The organism is Azospirillum sp. UENF 312511, assembly GCF_058780635.1.
This window is the reverse complement of record NZ_JBSNCG010000001.1, coordinates 1,087,377-1,104,667: the sequence shown is the minus strand read 5'-3', so window position 1 is coordinate 1,104,667 and position 17,291 is coordinate 1,087,377. Positions and strand designations below refer to the sequence as shown.

Sequence of the window (17,291 nt, the reverse complement as noted above, 5' to 3'; positions counted from 1 at the left end):
GTGAGCGACCTGGGTTATGACGTCGCGCACATGCTGGGGGCCGTCGTCCTGCTGATGAGCTTCGCTCTGCTCTACCAGCGTCGGCTGTTCTCCCTGCTCAACGTCTTCACGATGCAGGCGCTCGCCCTGACCGCGACGGCGGCGTGGCAGGCCTATTCCCACGGGGAGCCGCACCTCTACATCACCGCGCTGCTGACCCTGGTCCTCAAGGCCATCCTGATCCCGGTGGCGCTGCACCGCATCGTCGTGAAGATGAAGATCCACCGCAGCATCGAGCCGGCGCTGGGCATCGGGCTGACCATGGTGGCGGGGGTGTCGCTGGTCACCCTGTCGATCCTGCTGGTGCTGCCGGTGACCGCCGACGCCACCGCCCTGACCCGCGAGAATCTGGCGCTGTCGCTGTCGGTCGTCCTGCTCGGCCTGCTGATGATGATCTCCCGGCGCAACGCGGTCAGCCAGGTGGTCGGCTTCATGTCCATCGAGAACGGGCTGATCCTGGCGGCGGTCGGGGCGGCCGGCATGCCGCTGGTGGTCGAGATGTCGGTGGCCTTCTCCGTCATGGTCGCCTTCATCATCTTCGGCATCTTCCTGTTCCACATCCGCGAGCGGTTCGACACGCTCGACATGCAGAAGATCGAGAGCTTCCGGGGGGAGAGCGATTGAGCGCCGTCGCCGTCATCGTCGCCACCCCGCTGATCGGCGCCGCCGTCCTCGCCCTGGTTCCCGGCCACCGGCTGGGGGCGCGGCTGAACATCGGCTTCTCCGCCGTCACGCTGCTGGCGTCGCTGGTCCTGTTCGGGCTGGAGCCGTCGAGCGGCGCGCTGTTCGTGGTGGACGCCTTCAACATCTACCTGATCGCGCTCACCGCCTTCGTCGGCCTGACCACCAGCGTCTTTTCCGCCGGCTACATCGCCCACGAGATCGCGGTGGGGAAGCTGGACGAGCGCAAGCTGCGCTTCTACCACGCCATGTACCAAGCCTTCATGTTCACCATGCTGCTGGCCCTGTCGGCCAACAACCTGGGCGTCATGTGGGTGGCGGTGGAGGGGGCGACCCTGACCACCGTCCTGATGGTCAGCCTCTACCGCACCGCCGCCAGCATCGAGGCGGCGTGGAAATACTTCATCCTGTGCGGCGTTGGCATCGCGCTCGCCCTGTTCGGCACCATCCTGATGTACATGGCCGCCCAGCCGGTGATGGGTCCGGGTATGGCGGCGATGACCTGGACGGAGCTGATGGATCACGTCGCCAAGATCAGCCCGGCGATCCTCAACCTCGCCTTCGTCTTCCTTCTGATCGGCTACGGCACCAAGGTCGGGCTGGCGCCGCTGCACGCTTGGCTGCCGGACGCCCACGCGGAAGGGCCGACGCCGATCTCCGCGGTGCTGTCGGGCCTGCTGCTGAACGTGGCGCTTTACGCCGTGCTGCGCTTCAAGATGTTGCTGGCGGCGAACGGGCAGGCCATTGCGCCGGGGCCGCTGATGATCGCCATGGGGCTGGCCTCGCTGCTGCTGGCCGGGCTGATGCTCTACCGGCGGCGCGACGTGAAGCGCTTCTTCGCCTACAGCTCCATCGAGCATATGGGCATCATCACCTTCGCCTTCGGCATGGGCGGGCCGCTCGCCAACTTCGCCGGGCTGCTGCACATGGCGATGCACAGCCTGACCAAGTCGGCCATCTTCTACGCGGTCGGCCACGCCGTGCAGGTGACGGGCACGCAGCGGATCGAGCGGATTTCCGGCCTGACAGTCAGCCATCCGGCGCTCGGCTGGGGCCTGCTGGCCGGGGTCGTGGCCATCGCCGGCCTGCCGCCCTTTGGCGTGTTCATGAGCGAATTCCTGCTGGTCACCAGCACCTTTGCGCGGGAACCGCTGCTGGCCCTGCCGCTGGTCGTTGGCATCCTGGTCGCCTTCGGGGCGCTGGTGCTGCGGGTCCAGCAACTCTGCTTTGGCGCGCCCGGCACGGTGGAGGGCAGCGGCGTCCCGGTGGCAACGGTGCCGCTGGAGGGAACGCTGGTTCCGCTCTACGCGCATCTGGCACTGATTCTGGTGGCGGGGGTCTGGCTGCCGGGACCGCTGGTCGCGTGGTTCCAGACCGTCGCGGCGCTGCTGGGGTAGGGGAGGAGGCATGTACGGGGAAGAACCGCTGTTCGGCCTGTTGAACCGCATCGGCACGCCGGTGGAGGGGCACCGGCCCTGGCCGCGCTATCGGCTGGGCCGCGACGGCTGGCTGCGCCTGATCGAGGGGCTGGCCGGCAACGGCTGGAGCCTGCTCGGCCTGTGGGGAGAGCCCAAGGCGGTCCACACCGCCTTCCGCGAGGATTTCTCCGGCGACGTCGCGGTGGTCAGCCTCGACTGCCCGCAAGGCCGTTTCCCGAGCCTGAGCGCCGTGCGGCCCGCCGCCAACCGGCTGGAGCGCGCCGCCCACGACCTCTACGGCCTGGTGGCGGAGCGCACGACCGACCCGCGCCCCTGGCTGGACCACGACGCCTGGGGCGTGCGACGGCCCCTGTCCGAACAGCCGGCGGCCCCGGTGCCCAATCCGGGTCCGTACACCTTCCTGCCGGTGGAGGGTGACGGGCTGCACCAGATTCCGGTCGGCCCCGTCCACGCCGGCATCATCGAGCCCGGCCACTTCCGCTTCACCGCCAACGGCGAAACCGTCGTCCGGCTGGAGGAGCGGCTCGGCTACGTCCACCGCGGCGTGGAGGGGCTGATGCAGGGCAAACCGGTGGCGCAGGCGGCAAGGCTGGCCGCCCGCATCTCCGGCGACGCGACGGTGGCGCACAGCCTCGCCTTCGCCCGCGCGGTGGAGGCGGCGCTCGGCGTCGATGTGCCGGCGCGGGCGGTGTGGCTGCGCGCCCTGATGGCCGAGCTAGAGCGGATCGCCAACCATCTCGGCGACATTGGGGCGATCTGCAACGACGCCGCCTTCGCCTTCATGCTGGCCCAGACCAGCCAGTTGCGGGAGCGCGTGCTGCGCACGGCGGACGCCTGCTTCGGGCACCGTCTGATGATGGACCGGGTGATCCCCGGCGGCGTTGCCACCGACCTGCCGGAACGCGGCGCCGGCCTGCTGCTGGAGCTTGTCGCCGAACTGCGCAAGCGCTTCCCGCCGCTGGTCGCCATCTATGACGGCAAGGCGTCCCTGCAGGACCGCACGGTCGCCACCGGGTTCGTGTCCGCGGAGCTGGTCACCCGCTTTGGCGCCGGCGGCCATGTCGGGCGGGCCTCCGGCCGTGACCAGGACGCCCGCCGCAGCCCCGGCTACGCACCCTACGATGAGCTGAGTTTCGAGGTGCCGGTGCTGACCGAGGGCGACGTGAACGCCCGCGTCTGGGTCCGCATCCGCGAGGTGGAGCAGTCTTTGTCGCTGATCGAGCAGATCGTCGCCCGCCTGCCGGCGATCTCGCGCGGCCTCGACCACCCGTCGGTCCCGCTGGAGGCCGGCCGGGGCGGGGAGGGCATGGCCCTGGTCGAATCCTTCCGCGGCGAGATTCTGACCTGGGTTCGGCTGGACGAGGAGGGCGTCGTCATCCGCTGCCATCCGCGCGATCCCTCTTGGTTCCAATGGCCGTTGCTGGAGGCGGCCATCGGCGGCAACATCGTTGCCGACTTCCCGCTGTGCAACAAGTCGTTCAACTGTTCCTACGCGGGACACGACCTGTAAGGAGGCCGCCGATGCTGAAGCACATCCTGACCTCCCTGACCGGCGGCCCGGTCACCGAAGCCGCCCCGGCCCCCGCCGATCCGGCTCTGGCGGAACTGGCCGGAAAGCTGGACAAGGCCGCCAAGGCGCGGCTGGGCCGCAGCCTGTCGATCCGCGAGGTCGATGCGGGGTCCTGCAACGGCTGCGAGCTGGAAATCCACGCGCTGAACAACCCGATCTACGATCTGGAGCGCTTCGGCATCCGCTTCGTCGCCTCGCCCCGGCACGCCGATGTCCTGCTGGTCACCGGCCCGGTCGCCCGCAACATGCGCGAGGCGCTGATCCGCACCTGGGACGCCACGCCCGGCCCGAAATGGCTGGTGGCCTGCGGCGACTGCGCCGTCAGCGGCGGCCTGTTCGCCGGTGGCTACGCCTGCGTCGGTCCGGTGGAGGAGGTGCTGCCGGTGGACCTGCGCGTCCCCGGCTGTCCGCCGCGGCCGACCGATCTGCTGGCCGGCCTGCTGGCCCTGCTGGAGACCAGCGCCGCGAAGTGACAGCGGTTCAGGACTCGCCGCGTTCCTCGCGCTTGGCCTGCTGCCAGAAGGCCTCCATCTCGTCCAGCGTGGCCTCCTTGGGCGTGCGGCCTTGTTCGGACAGCAGGGCCTCGATGCGGTGGAAGCGGCGTTCAAACTTGGCGTTGGTGCCGCGCAGCGCCGATTCCGGCTCAACCTTCAGGCGACGGGCGAGGTTGACCAGTGCGAAGAGGAGATCACCCAGTTCGTCGGCCACCCGGTCCGGGGCGGAGCCGCTGTCCATCTCATGCCGCAGTTCGCGAACCTCCTCCTCGATCTTGTCGAGGATATCCCGCGCGTCGGTCCAATCGAAGCCGACGCGGGCGGCGCGGTTCTGCAGCTTGAGGGCGCGGGTGAGGGCAGGAAGACCGGCGATCACGCCTTCCAGGGCGGACGGGGCGCGGCCTTCCTCGGCCGCCTTCGCGGCGCGCTCCACGGCCTTGTGGTCCTCCCAGCGCGAGGTCTGCATGTCGGCGCCCTTGACCTCCTCGGCGCCGAAAACGTGCGGGTGGCGGCGGATCATCTTGTCGGTGATGACGCCGGCGACCTCGTCGAAGTCGAACAGATTTTCCTCGTGGGCCATCTGGCTGTAATAGACCACCTGGAAAAGCAGGTCGCCCAACTCCTCGCGCAGCGCCGGCATGTCGCCTTTCTCGATGGCGTCGGCCACCTCGTAGGCTTCCTCGATCGTGTGCGGCGCGATGGTGGCGTAGGTCTGCTCCAGATCCCACGGACATCCGCCGTTGGGGTCGCGCAGGCGGGCCATGACGTCGATCAGGCGGTCGATGTTGCGGGCCATGGAAAGGTCTTCTTCGGCAGCGGGATGGGACGGGACAGCGACCTTAGCCGACCCATGGCACTGAGAAAAGGGAACACGCCCCGCCGGAGCACCAAAATCATATAAGTGAGATTATGGAAAATAAGCCCAAGGAAGTGAGGAGGGGGCTTCCGGCCACCCTCCGTTCTTCGGTGCCTCAGCCGCCGCGAAACCCCTTCAGGCTTTCGGCGGGCGGCGGCGGTGGGAAATCTGCGCCACGGGCGGCCTCGATCAGCGATTCCACGAAGGACCGGTAAGGATCGCCGGAGGTCTCGGGGGTCTCCGCCGGTTCGATCGGCGCGTCATAGCCGGTGTCGCTCGGAGTAAGCGCTCCATATTCCGAGCTTTCCAGCCTCGGCGACAGGAAAATCGAATGGGTCGTCGCCTCCGGCTCGCCGACGTGACGCTGGGAGGGCTTCAGCGAGAAATTCCCATCGGCGTCCGGCATGGACAGGATCATCACCCCATGCTCCACCGTCTCCTTGTCCCGTGCGTTCTGCCGCGCATCGGAGTCGAAGGCGCTTCGTGGATAGACGCTCTCGATGCTCAAGGGATCGTGGATGTTGGCCGTTTGCATGGATCACCCGCCGTTGTTGCGTTGGTCCAACACAGGGTGGCGATGGCGGGTTCCGAGGGACCGCGGGCCTTTTCACTCCATGGAATGCGCCTGCGTGGCGGGCCGCGCCTTCCGGCGCTGCGGCGGTGCCACGCTGAGCACCGGCTCGGCGTCGATCGCGCGAACCACCTCATGATCCAAGGCGACGTCCGCGGTTTCGGAGTCGGTGGAACATTGCGCCGCGCCGGCGGCCGAGGCCGCCCCGCCCGAAGGCTGACATTCGGCGATCCGCTCCGCGCAGGCCGTGGGCGCCAGCAGTGACGCCGCCACCAACAGCACGCGCTTCAGGGCAATGGCCTTCATGGTCGGGCGCTCCGCAAGGCTCACGGCGGCCGTTTCCGGCATCCTGGCACTATAAGGCCGCCGTGCCCGTGGAGTTCCCGCCGAATCCGGTCCCCGCCGCAGGACGTGTGCGGTAGTCCGGTGCGCCCCCGCCTTAGCCGAACAGATGCCGGTGCATCGCCTCCCAACTCGCGCGGTCGGGGGTCAGCATCACCCCACCGTTGAGGACGGTCGGACGATAGGGCGAGCCGTCGAACAGCGCGCTGTAGCCGCCGGCCTCCGCGTGGAGCAGGACGCCCGCCGCGTGATCCCACGGCATCAAGCGATGGTACATCGAGAAATGCGCCCGGCCATCGAGCAGGCGCAGATACTCCTGCGCGGCGCTGGACAGGCAGACGCGGGGGCCGAGGGAGCGGCCCCGTTCGTCCAGTTGGCGCCCAAGATCCTCGGCGCAGAATCGCGTCGACAGGGCTCCGGTCATCTCGGTCAGGGGGACCGCCGGGGCGACCGTGACGCGCTTGCCATTCAAATAGGCGCCCTGCCCTTTCACCGCCGTGGCGATGCGCCCGTCGCAGGGATCGTAGATCCAGCCGGCCAGCGTCTCGCCGCGGCAGGCCAGGGCGATGATCACGGCGAAGAGCGGGCGCCCGCTCGCGAAGTTCAGCGTGCCGTCGATCGGGTCGATGATCCAGACCGGCGCGTCGCCGTGGATTCGGTCGAGCAGGGACTTGTCCTCGGAGACGGCCTCCTCCCCCACCACCGTGCTGCCGGGAAGCAGGTCCAGCAGGCGCGGCGTCAGGGCGCGTTCGCCCGCTTCGTCGGCCAGGGTCACAAGATCGGCCGGCCCGGTCTTCTCGCGAATGCCGGCGTTCGCCAGATCGCGGAAATAGGGAAGAATCTCGCTCTCCGCGACCTCGCGGATGATCGCGGAGACGCGGTCGACGTCAGGAATCGGAAAATTCGTCACGGTTTCGGTGCCGCTTTGTTGGATCGGGGGTCGAGTCTCAGAACCGTTCCGCCATCCTTCGGCGGTTCCGGCAGCATGACTTTGCCGTCCAGACCACTGTCTTTCAACGCTTTGACCAGCGCGTCATAGGTGGCCTGATCGGCTGCGGGGTTCGGAGCGGGCGGCGTCCCGGTCAGCGGGCCGGGTTCCGGCGGCTTGCGCGGCGCGTTCGGATCGGGCGGGGGCTGCGGCGTGTCGCGCGCTTCCCGCGTCTCCTCCTTGGGCGGCGGCGGGGGCGGACGCCACAGACGGAAACAGTCGGTGAAGGTGGCTTCCTTGCAGGCCTTCAGCAATTCCTTCGGGTCCGGTGCCACGACCAGCGGGCTGAACGGGGCGGGAGGAAACTCCGCGGGCTCCGGCGGCAGGGGATCTTCCGGCGCGACCGGCGGCTCTTCCACGAATCCCGGCGGCAACACGCGCTCGACGGCGGCGGCGGTGCCCGCGAAGGCCAGAAACGCCAGGGACAGGAGAGCGATCGGGACGCGCAAGGGAATCCGGAAAAAGAAGGCGGGCCGAGCGTCCATTATGGCGCCCTGCCCGCTGCATAGCCACGGACAAATCCTTGTCCCGGCACACCCGCCTCCGTCAGGAGCGCGGCAGGCTTTCGCTCGGGGTGGCGTGCAGCGCCCAGGCGGCCAGTTCGGACCGCAGGGCGGCAATCTTGCTGCTTTCCGTCGGGTTGGTTTCCTTGCGCCAGGCGTCACTGATGATTTCCAGAAGACGGGCGCGGCCGGCGTTGTCGCGCGACAGTTCCTGGATGCGCAGCACCGCGGCACCGGGCGACAACTGCTCCTGCCGGGCGACCAGGGTCACCTGATCGGCCAGGAAGGCGGTGATCGAAAAGTGTGTTGGATCGGTCTGCAAACGCATAGGCGGGCCTCCTCCCGGGGATAACCCATCGGCTCCCCGGCTCAAATATCGGGGGCGCGTTGGGAAAAGGCTACACCTCGGACGTCGTAGGACGGGGCCGAAATCGGGCGCGTCATGTCGTCGCACGTGCACGAACGAATTATGACGCGCCCGACTCCTTTATGGCGAAAGATCAGCCTTGGACGAACCGCTTCTCGAAACGGGCCAGATCCGCCGGGTCGATGGCCACCTGGATGTGGGCCTGGACCTCGTCGTCCCGCCGTTCCAGCACCTCACCTTTTGCATAGAGCCACGCGAGCGCCGCCCCGTCCCCCAACTCCACGGACAGGTCCACCACATGGCGGTGGGCGTTCATCCGCTGGTCGAGCAACCGGTCGAGATCGGCGATCCCCGCTCCCGACAGGGCGGACACCGCGACGGCGCGCGGGTTGCGGGCCGTCTGGGCCAGGACCGCCTCGCGGGACTCCTTGTCCAGCGCGTCGATCTTGTTCAGAACCTCGATCACGCGGTCATCGGCGTCCGGGTCGATGCCCATGTCGCTCATGACCTCGTGCACGTCGGCCTTCTGGGCCTCGCTGTCCTGGTGGGAGACGTCGCGGACATGCAGGATGATGTCGGCGGCGTCGACCTCCTCCAGCGTGGCACGGAAGGCGGCAACGAGGCCGTGCGGCAGGTCGGAGATGAAGCCCACCGTGTCCGACAGGATCACCTTGCGCCCGGACGGCAGGGTCACCTGACGCATCGTCGGGTCCAGCGTGGCGAACAGCAGGTCCTTGGCGAAGACGTCGGCGTTGGCCAGCCGATTGAACAGCGTCGACTTGCCGGCGTTGGTGTAGCCGACCAGCGCCACCACCGGGTACGGCACCTTGGCGCGGGCCTTGCGGTGCAGACCGCGGGTGCGGCGGACCTCCTCCAGCTCCTTCTTGATCTTGACGATGCGGTCGCCGATCAGACGACGGTCCATCTCAAGCTGGGATTCACCGGGGCCGCCGAGGAAGCCGAAGCCGCCGCGCTGGCGTTCCAGGTGGGTCCAGGAGCGGACGAGGCGCGATTTCTGGTAGGTCAGGGCGGCCAGTTCGACCTGGAGCATGCCTTCGCGCGTGCGGGCGCGGGCGCCGAAGATCTCCAGGATCAGACCGGTGCGGTCGATGACCTTGACCTTGAGGGCCTTTTCCAGATTGCGCTGCTGCACCGGCGACAGCGCGTGGTCGAGGATGACAAGGGATGCCTCCGTCTCCTCCACGATCTGGGCAAAATGCTCCACCGTCCCCGACCCGAGAAGGATCGAAGGCTGCGGGCGGTTCACCCGCGCGCATTCGGCATGCACGACCTCCAGATCGATGGCGCGGGCAAGGCCCACCGCCTCGTCCAGGCAGGATTCGGGATGGCGCAGGACCCCGTCCGCCTCACTGCGGAGGACGGGGTGGACCACGATGGCGCGGCCGGAGGCATCAGGCGTCCGGCCGTTGCCATTGGTCGGAAGATCAGACGTTTTCACCTTCCTTGGGCGGCTCGAAAAGTTGGATCGGATGCGCGGGCATCACGGTGGAGATGGCGTGCTTGTAGACGAGCTGCGAATGCGCATCGCGCCGCAGCAGTACCGAGAAGTTGTCGAACCAGGTAATGATTCCCTGAAGTTTAACACCGTTCACGAGGAAAACGGTTACGGGAGTCTTGTTCTTGCGGACGTGGTTGAGGAACACGTCCTGCACATTTTGGCTTTTTTCAGACATTTTATGTCGCCCCCTTCTTCAGTGTTTTTTGGGGCCCCTTGTTAGAAGCCCGCCCCCTGCAGCGATAAGGTCATGGTTGGTCGCAACCGTCTCGACTACTGGTCATCCGATATGGTGTCACCACCGCTGCCCACCAACCCGCACAATGCATGGCACGTATCGTACCGATGGGCCGGAGGGAAGCGGGTGAAGCCGCTGCCCTCGCCCGCCCCTATTAGCACCGGGACCATTCCCGCGCCATGGGCACATTCCATGTCGATGTCGGCATCCCCCACGAACCAGACGTCCGGACCGGGTGGAATGTTCGCCGGTTCCAGCGCCATCAGCACCGGCGCGCCGTGCGGCTTGTCGAATTCGGCGTCATGGGCGCCGACCAGACGGCCGAAATAGCCGGTCCAGCCCAGCGCGTCGGCTTCCGCCCGCAGGAAGCGGCCGGTCTTGTTCGACACCACCGCCTGATATATCCCGCGCTCGGCGAAGCCGCGCAGCAGGGATTCCGCACCCGGCAGGGGCCGGAGATGCTCCAGGTGATGCGCCTCGAAATAGGCGTAGAAAAGGTCGCGCGCGTCGGTCCAGCGCTCCCCGAAGATGCGGGGGAAGCTGTCGCGCAGCGACTGCTTGATGCGCTCCCGCGCCTCATCCTCGCTCCAGGCCGGATGGCCGAAGGTGACCAGCGCGTGGTTCAGCGCGGCGCGCACCGTGCCCCAATTGTCGACCAGCGTGTTGTCCCAGTCGTAGAGGACGGCGCGCGGCAGCACGGGCAGGCGGTCGATGACGGCGGCGGCGTCGCTCATGACGGCACCCCGGCGGCCACGTAATCGAGATAGGCCTGACGCAGCGTCCGCGTGACCGGCCCCGGCCTGCCCTCGCCCACCGGCTTGCCGTCGATGCGGGTCACCGGCAGCGCGAAGGTGCCGGCGGAGGACACGAAGGCCTCGCGGCCGGCGAGCGCCTCCTCCACCGTGAAGCTGCGCTCCTCCACCGGGATGCCGCGCTCGCCGGCCAGCCGCAGAAGCGATTGGCGGGTGATGCCGTTGAGGATCTTCTGCGACGGGGCGCGGGTCACCAGCACGCCGTCCTGCGTGACGATCCAGGCGTTGGAGGAGGACCCCTCCGTCACCCTGCCGTCCGGATCGATGAGCCACGCCTCGTAGGCGCCCGATTCGGCGGCCTGCTGCTTGGCCAGCACCGGGGCGAGGAGACCGACCGTCTTGATGTCGCACCGACCCCAGCGGATGTCGGGCACCGTGACCACGGCCACGCCCTTTTCCAGCTGCTCCGGCTTGGCAAAGGCGCTAACCCGCTTGACGGTCATCACCAGGGTCGAGGGGACGTTCGCCGGGAACTTGAAGTCACGCGGGGCGACGCCGCGGGTGACCTGGAGGTAGAGCGAACCATTGCGGACGCCGTTCCGCCGCACCAGCTCGCGGGCGATCATCGTCACGACGCGCGGCACCGCCGGCCAGTCCATGCGCAACTCCGACAGGCTGCGGCCCAGGCGCTCCATATGGCCGTCCAGATCCGCGAAGCGTCCGTCGAGGAGGGTCACCACCTCATAGACGCCGTCGGCGAACTGGAAGCCGCGGTCTTCCACATGAACCGCCGCCTGCCGGTGCGGCAGGTAACGGCCGTTGACGTATGCCCATCGAGCCATGGAGGTTCTTTTTGTTGGTGCCAAAAACGATACGAGAGGCGATCAGAAGAATTCAAGCCGGACGGCGAACATCTTCTCCACCTTTTTCACCTGACCGGCGGTGGCCAGGATGATGACACGGTCCTTCGGACGGATCACCGTGGCCGGGCGCGGGATGATGACCTCGTCGCCGCGCACGATGGCGCCGACGATGACTCCGGAGGGCAGCTTCACCTCGCGCAGCGGCGTGTTCACCACCGCGGAGGTTTCCAGCGCCTCCGCCTCGATGACCTCGGCGAAGCCGTCGCGCAGGCTGTGCACCGCGCGGATGCGGCCGCGCCGGACATGCTGAAGGATGTTCGACACGGTGATGGCGCGCGGGCTGACCACCGCGTCGATCCCCAGCGGCGACACCAGAGAGGTGTAGGACGCCTTGTTGATCAGCGTGATGGCGCGCTTCGCCCCGTGCCGCTTGGCGAGCAGCGAGGAGAGGATGTTGCCCTCGTCGTCGTTGGTCACGGCGACCACCGTCTCGGTGGCGCGGACGTTGGCCTCCTCCAGGATTTCCGGATCCAACCCGTCGCCGTGCAGCACCATGGTGCGCGACAGGCGCTGCGCCACGAACTGGGCGCGGCTGCGGTTCATCTCGATGATGCGTGCGGTGACGTGAGGGTACTTCGCCTCCAACTCCTCCGCCAGGCACAGCCCGATGTTGCCGCCGCCCAGGATGATGATGCGGCGGGCCTCCACCTCCTCGTGGCCGAAGGCGGCCATGGCGCGGTTCAGGTGGCGGTTGTCGCAGGCGAAATAGACCTCGTCGCCGGGCAGCATCTGGTCGTCGCCGCCGGGTATGAAGGAACGGTCGTTGCGGATGATCGCCACCACCTCCAAGCCGAGGTCGGGGAACAGGCCGGTTAACTGGCGCAGCGGCGTGTGCAGCACCGGGCAGGTTTCGGTACAGAGCACGCCGACGACGCGGACCTTCCCGTCCGCCAGAGGGATCATGTCGAAGGCGCCCGGCACCTGGAGCCGGCGGGCGATGGCCCGCGCCACCGCGATCTCCGGCGAGATGATGACGTCGATCGGCATGTGGTCGCGGCTGAACAGGTCCGCCCAGATCGGTTTCAGGTAGCTCTGGTTGCGCACACGGGCGATCTTGGTCGGCACCTTGAACAGCGCGTGCGCGACCTCGCAGGCCACCATGTTGATCTCGTCGATCTGGGTGACCGCGATGATCATGTCGGTCTCGCCCGCCCCCGCCGCCTCCAGCACGTCGGGGTGCGACGCGTGGCCGACCATGGCCTGCACGTCGAGCGTGTCGCTGATCCGCTGGATGAGTTCCGGCGAATGGTCGATCACCGTGACGTTGTTGCCCTCGGACGCCAGATAACGCGCGATGTTCGAGCCGACTTGGCCGGCTCCGCAAACGATGACCTTCACGGCCTTTGCACCCTTCCCCGCCCATTATCCAGGCACTTAGGACAAGGACCTTATCATTTTGCGGCAGGACGCACCAACTCTATGTTCGCGAAGGGAAATACGGGCCGACCTGCCGGCGCGGACCGGAAGAGGAGTGATGGATGCGCCCCGCCCCCTCCCCCTCCCCCGTCGGTCACCGCAAGGCGGAGACCCGTTTGCCGGCCTCGGCGTCAGCTGTTGTCGATCGTGTAATAGAACTGCGTGACGACGCCTTCCGGAGCACCGTCCTTGCGGGTATCGAAGTTGAAGTCCTGCGACCGGCCGTCGATGTTGACCGATCCCTGGAAATGGGCCGGCCCGTTGAAATTCACACCGATCAGCAGAAGCTGATTCACGCCGGCCTGCAGGTTGCCGGTCAGCACGACCTGTTCATTGATCGATTCGCCACCGCCAATGCGGTTGTAAACTTGAGCGCCATTCAAATAAGCAACAAGCTGGTTATCGGTATAATTGACCGTAAGGACAGCAGTGGTCGCCATATCTTGACTCCTCACCATAAAAAGAAAATTCTGTTTTTGCTAATCGCGTTCACAAGATAATGAATATTCAGGCAATGATCTTCGACCAATGCTAAAAGCGTTACTCGCGATTTCGCAAATTATATAAATACGATTGTATTTAATGATGATTTGAGGAGAATATGGAGGATTATCAAGAGATAGAAATAATAATAAAGTTACCACAACGGAATTTCAGAAGACACGCACCCATGATACAAGGTAGCAGGCACCGCTTTCAGAAAAAATAAAAGCAGGCTCCCAAGTCGCCCACGTTTTGGACATGCTCGGGAAACCTGCTTCAGGAGAAAAGACGACACCTTGTGCTTGACGATGCTGAGGCAAGACTACTCGACGAACAGCTTGCCCTTCTCGCTGCCGTGCACGCCGAGCGATTTCAGCTTCCGGTGCAAGGCGGAGCGTTCCATCCCCACGAAGGAGGCGGTGCGGGAGATGTTGCCGCCGAAGCGCGTCACCTGGGCCAGCAGATACTCGCGCTCGAACACCTCACGCGCCTCGCGGAGCGGCAGGCCCATGATCTCGCCACCCTTGTCCCATTTCAGGACCGTGGGGGTGATGGCGCCGATTTCCGGCGGCAGCTGGTCGGCGCGGATCGGTTCCTTGGGATCGCCCTGCGCCATGATGAGCAGCCAATCCACCACGTTGCGCAGCTGGCGCACGTTGCCCGGCCAGTCGTAGGCCTGGAGCGCGGCCATGGCGTCCTCGCCGAAGTCGCGTGCCGGCAGGCCGGCGGCCTCGGCCGAGCGCTGCATGAAGTGGCGGGCCAGCAGCGGGATGTCCTCGCGCCGCTCGGCCAGCGAGGGCACGCGGATCGGCACGACGGCAAGGCGATAGAACAGGTCCTGGCGGAAGCGGCCCTGGTCGATCTCGGCCTGGAGGTCGCGGTTGGAGGTGGCGACAACGCGCACGTCCACCTCGACCCGCTGGCCGCCGCCGACCCGCTCGAACACCTGCTCCTGCAGGGCGCGGACGATCTTGCCCTGGGTTTCCAGCGGCATGTCGGCCACCTCGTCGAGCAGCAGCGTGCCGCCGTGCGCCTGCTCGAAGGTGCCGATCTTGCGCCCGCCACCATCCACCCCGGCTTCCGTGCCGAACAGCTCCATCTCCAGCCGGTCGGGGCGCATGGTGGCGCAGTTCAGCCCGACGAAGGGGCCACCGGCCCGGCGCGACCGCGCGTGGATCAAGCGGGCCACCACCTCCTTGCCGGAGCCGGCGGGGCCGGTGATGAGGACGCGGCTGCCGGTGGGCGACACCTTCTCGATGCTTTGGCGGACGTGGTTGACGGCGGTGGACCGGCCGATCAGCTCCACCTCGCCGCCGGCGCGCAGCTTCAGTTCCTCGTTCTCGCGCTTCAGCCGGGCCGCCTCGATGGCGCGGTCCACCATCAGCAGCAGCCGGTCGGCCTTGAAGGGCTTCTCGATGAAGTCGTAGGCGCCGATCTTGATCGCCGAGACGGCGGTCTCGATGTTGCCGTGGCCGGAAATCATGATGACCGGCAGGTTCCGGTGGTCGCGCATCAGCTGTTCGAGGATCTGAAGCCCGTCCAGCCGGCTGCCCTGGAGCCAGATGTCCAACACCACGAGGCTCGGCCGGCGCGCGGAGACCTGGGCGAACGCCTGATCGGCGTCGGCGGCCTCGCGCGTCTTCATGCCTTCGTCGTTCAGGATGCCGGCGATCAGCATCCGGATGTCCGCTTCGTCGTCGACGATCAGAATGTCATGCGCCATGGGCTGCGTGCCTCTTCTCTTCACCGGTCTCCGCCGGCGTGCCAACGCCGCCGAGGGCGTCGCCCGCGGCCGTGCCGGAGCTGGTGGACGTGTTGGGGATGACCAGCCCGACGCGCGCCCCGCCGCCTTCGCGGTCCTCCAGGGTCAGCACGCCGCCGTGGTCCTCCATGATCTTCTTGACGATTGCCAGCCCCAGTCCCGTGCCTTTCGCGCGCGTCGTCACGTAGGGTTCGGTCAGCCGGTCGCGTTCCTCGGTCGGCAGGCCCTTGCCGTTGTCCTCGATGATCATGGCGATGCGCTCGGCATCGGCCTCGACCCGGATGGCGACATGGCCCGGCGACAACTCCTCACTCTCAGCGGGTGGCAGGCGCCCTTCGATGGCGTCCGCGGCGTTCTGCAGCAGGTTGGTCAACGCCTGGCTGATCTGGCGGCTGTCGCACGGCACGGTCAGCGGCCCCTGGGGAAGCGTCATATCGAACTTGATCTTGCCGGCGTGCGCGCTGGACTGCAGGAACACCGCCTGCCGGACGAGGTCGTTGAGGTTGCAGGGCTTCATCACCGGCTGCGGCATGCGCGCGAAGGCCGAGAACTCGTCCACCATGCGCCGGATGTCGTCCACCTGACGGACGATGGTGTCCGTGCACATGGTGAAGACCTCAGTGTCGCTGGTGATCTCCTTCAGGTACTTGCGGCGCAGCCGCTCGGCAGAGAGCTGGATCGGCGTCAGCGGATTCTTGATCTCGTGGGCGATGCGACGGGCGACGTCGGCCCAGGCCGCCTTGCGCTGGGCGGAGACAAGTTCGGTGATGTCGTCGAAGGTGACGACATAGCCGCGGATCTCCCCGCTGCCCCGCCCTTCGGTGGAGATGCGGACGAGCAAGGTCAGCGGCGTCGTGCCGGGACGGCGGATCTGGATCTGGTCCTGCACCACCCGGCCGGGTCGGCCCGGCGCATGGTCCAGAAGCTCCCCCATCTCCGGCGACAGGTCGGCCAGCTTCATCCCGATCAGGCTTTCCGCGTCCTCAACGCCGAGAAGGCGCGCGGCCGAGAAGTTGGGAAGAGTGATGCGCCCTTCGGCGTTCAACCCGATCACGCCCGCCGACACGCCGCCCAGCACGGTCTCGGTGAAGCGGCGGCGCTCGTCGATCAGGCGGTTGGCCGAGAGAAGCTCGTGCCGCTGGCTTTCGATCTCGGTCGTCATGCGGTTGAAGGCGCGCGACAGCAGGCCAAGCTCGTCCTCGCCGGGCGGTTCGGTCACCCGGACGGTCAGGTCGCCGGCGCGCACCCGCTCCGCCGCGCCGATCAGGGCGCTGATCGGCCGCGCCAGCCGCGTCGCGAAGATCAACCCCGCCCACACCGCCGCCAGCAGAAGCAGCATGGCCACGACCAGGAAGATCAAGGTGAAGGTGATCTGCAGGCTGCCGCGCTGGCTTTCCAGCGCCCCGAACTCCCGCACCGCCCCTTCCGCCGAGGCCATGTGCGAGAGCACGCGCGGCTCGACCATGCGGCCGACATAGAGATAGGTGTCGGCGAAGCGGTCGAGCCGGACCAGCGCGCGGACGCGGTCGTCGTTCTCGCTGACGATCATCGCCACCTCGCCGCGGCGGGCGGTGGCGAGCTTGTCGTCGGGGATCGGATCGAACTCCAGCGCGAAGGTGTAGCCGGAGCGCGCGACGATGGCGCCGGTCGTTCCGTTGAAGACGATGGCCTCCGACAGGGCGCGCAGCATCGCTTGGGTGGCGACCACCTGCTCGAACCGCTCCGGGTCGCTGGCGAGGCGCGCCGCCTCTTGATTCAAATCGTTCGCCATGGCGAGCGCATCGGCGCGGATGTTCTGCTGGTGCTCGTGAAGATAGGCGCTGGCGACTGCCAGCGATTCGTTCACCGCCGTGCGCACCCGGTCGCTGAACCAGGACTGCACGCCGACATAAAAGAAGACGGTGGAGAAGATGGCCATGATGATGGCCGGCGCGACGGCGAGCAGGCTGAACACCGCGACCAGCCGCACATGCATCTGCGACCCGGCGAGGCCGCGCCGCCGCCCGATCCACAGATAGACGATCCGCCGCGCGATCAGCACGCCGAGCAGGAGCAACAGTGCCAGATCGAGGGTCAGCAGCCACGTGACGGTGCGCGGGTTGGTTTCCCCGAAGGGCGCGCTCTCCGTCAGCGCCGTGTAGGTCGCGAAGCCCGCCACCAAGGCCGCCAGCGACAGCGCGAAGGCAAGCCGCTTCGCCAGCCCGACACGGGCTGCCCAACGAAGGAACTGCTGCCAAAGCGGCGTGACGGGTTCAGGGGGTGTGGGCGACATCAATCCGGCAACCAGTCTGTTGCCAGAATGATACACGAGCTGTTGCCGTCCTGCCAAGCGGCAACCCCTCTGCCTTTCG

The 17,291-nt window shown here is 67.2% G+C and carries 18 protein-coding genes; 4 read left to right on the top strand and 14 right to left on the bottom strand.

Annotated elements, in window-relative coordinates; all coding sequences use genetic code 11:
- The 4 genes from ACWPN7_RS05065 to ACWPN7_RS05050 are packed head-to-tail and all read left to right on the top strand — an operon-like array spanning position 1 to position 4,202.
- Entirely contained in the window at positions 1 to 663 is a 663-nt protein-coding gene (locus tag ACWPN7_RS05065; RefSeq protein WP_459196789.1) for a hydrogenase-4 component E, read from the top strand.
- Positions 660 to 2,117 (top strand): hydrogenase 4 subunit F, encoded by a 1,458-nt coding sequence (locus ACWPN7_RS05060; protein WP_459196788.1) that lies wholly within the window; start codon positions 660 to 662, stop codon positions 2,115 to 2,117. The genes ACWPN7_RS05065 and ACWPN7_RS05060 overlap by 4 nt, the downstream gene beginning before the upstream one ends.
- 10 nt (positions 2,118 to 2,127) lie before the next feature.
- Positions 2,128 to 3,669 carry a hydrogenase large subunit gene (locus ACWPN7_RS05055; RefSeq protein WP_459196787.1) on the top strand — a complete coding sequence of 514 codons (1,542 nt, stop codon included), beginning with the start codon at positions 2,128 to 2,130 and terminating at the stop codon, positions 3,667 to 3,669.
- An 11-nt stretch (positions 3,670 to 3,680) separates the two neighbouring features.
- Positions 3,681 to 4,202 carry an NADH-quinone oxidoreductase subunit B family protein gene (locus ACWPN7_RS05050; RefSeq protein ID WP_149650328.1) on the top strand — a complete coding sequence of 174 codons (522 nt, stop codon included), beginning with the start codon at positions 3,681 to 3,683 and terminating at the stop codon, positions 4,200 to 4,202.
- Positions 4,203 to 4,209: 7 nt separating this feature from the next.
- On the opposite strand, the gene mazG is transcribed toward ACWPN7_RS05050, so the two are convergent.
- The 14 genes from mazG to ACWPN7_RS04980 form a co-directional block, all read right to left on the bottom strand.
- Positions 4,210 to 5,019 (bottom strand): nucleoside triphosphate pyrophosphohydrolase, encoded by an 810-nt coding sequence (mazG, locus tag ACWPN7_RS05045; RefSeq protein ID WP_459196786.1) that lies wholly within the window; start codon positions 5,017 to 5,019, stop codon positions 4,210 to 4,212.
- 175 nt (positions 5,020 to 5,194) lie between these two features.
- Positions 5,195 to 5,614, bottom strand: coding sequence for a hypothetical protein (locus tag ACWPN7_RS05040; protein ID WP_040134109.1), 420 nt, complete (start codon positions 5,612 to 5,614; stop codon positions 5,195 to 5,197).
- A gap of 72 nt (positions 5,615 to 5,686) precedes the next feature.
- Complete coding sequence (locus ACWPN7_RS05035; protein ID WP_247874642.1) at positions 5,687 to 5,956, bottom strand: hypothetical protein; 270 nt, start codon at positions 5,954 to 5,956, stop codon at positions 5,687 to 5,689.
- Between the two features lie 133 nt (positions 5,957 to 6,089).
- Entirely contained in the window at positions 6,090 to 6,902 is an 813-nt protein-coding gene (locus ACWPN7_RS05030) for an inositol monophosphatase family protein (protein WP_200474665.1), read from the bottom strand.
- A complete protein-coding gene (locus ACWPN7_RS05025; protein ID WP_247874641.1) occupies positions 6,899 to 7,429 on the bottom strand; it encodes a hypothetical protein in 531 nt (176 codons plus the stop codon). Before ACWPN7_RS05025 ends, ACWPN7_RS05030 begins: the two co-directional genes overlap by 4 nt.
- Before the next feature lie 97 nt (positions 7,430 to 7,526).
- Positions 7,527 to 7,811, bottom strand: a complete 285-nt coding sequence (locus ACWPN7_RS05020) for a hypothetical protein (protein ID WP_014197056.1) — start codon at positions 7,809 to 7,811, stop codon at positions 7,527 to 7,529.
- A gap of 172 nt (positions 7,812 to 7,983) precedes the next feature.
- Positions 7,984 to 9,243: a GTPase HflX gene (gene hflX / locus ACWPN7_RS05015; protein WP_081863117.1), complete on the bottom strand. Its 1,260-nt coding sequence runs from the start codon at positions 9,241 to 9,243 to the stop codon at positions 7,984 to 7,986.
- Positions 9,244 to 9,295: 52 nt separating this feature from the next.
- Complete coding sequence (hfq, locus tag ACWPN7_RS05010) at positions 9,296 to 9,544, bottom strand: RNA chaperone Hfq (protein WP_035675971.1); 249 nt, start codon at positions 9,542 to 9,544, stop codon at positions 9,296 to 9,298.
- Positions 9,545 to 9,639: 95 nt separating this feature from the next.
- Positions 9,640 to 10,338: an HAD family hydrolase gene (locus ACWPN7_RS05005; protein ID WP_040134114.1), complete on the bottom strand. Its 699-nt coding sequence runs from the start codon at positions 10,336 to 10,338 to the stop codon at positions 9,640 to 9,642.
- On the bottom strand, positions 10,335 to 11,198 hold the full coding sequence (locus ACWPN7_RS05000) for a D-amino-acid transaminase (RefSeq protein WP_459196785.1): 864 nt from the start codon (positions 11,196 to 11,198) through the stop codon (positions 10,335 to 10,337). Before ACWPN7_RS05000 ends, ACWPN7_RS05005 begins: the two co-directional genes overlap by 4 nt.
- Positions 11,199 to 11,240: 42 nt before the next feature.
- Complete coding sequence (trkA, locus tag ACWPN7_RS04995) at positions 11,241 to 12,617, bottom strand: Trk system potassium transporter TrkA (RefSeq protein ID WP_014197050.1); 1,377 nt, start codon at positions 12,615 to 12,617, stop codon at positions 11,241 to 11,243.
- Positions 12,618 to 12,826: 209 nt separating this feature from the next.
- Complete coding sequence (locus ACWPN7_RS04990; RefSeq protein ID WP_145672014.1) at positions 12,827 to 13,135, bottom strand: hypothetical protein; 309 nt, start codon at positions 13,133 to 13,135, stop codon at positions 12,827 to 12,829.
- A 365-nt stretch (positions 13,136 to 13,500) separates the two neighbouring features.
- The gene (ntrX, locus tag ACWPN7_RS04985) at positions 13,501 to 14,901 is read right to left on the bottom strand and encodes a nitrogen assimilation response regulator NtrX (RefSeq protein ID WP_014197047.1); all 1,401 of its coding nucleotides are present in this window, start codon (positions 14,899 to 14,901) and stop codon (positions 13,501 to 13,503) included.
- The gene (locus ACWPN7_RS04980; protein WP_492273148.1) at positions 14,891 to 17,212 is read right to left on the bottom strand and encodes a sensor histidine kinase NtrY-like; all 2,322 of its coding nucleotides are present in this window, start codon (positions 17,210 to 17,212) and stop codon (positions 14,891 to 14,893) included. Before ACWPN7_RS04980 ends, ntrX begins: the two co-directional genes overlap by 11 nt.
- Positions 17,213 to 17,291 lie beyond the last annotated feature (79 nt).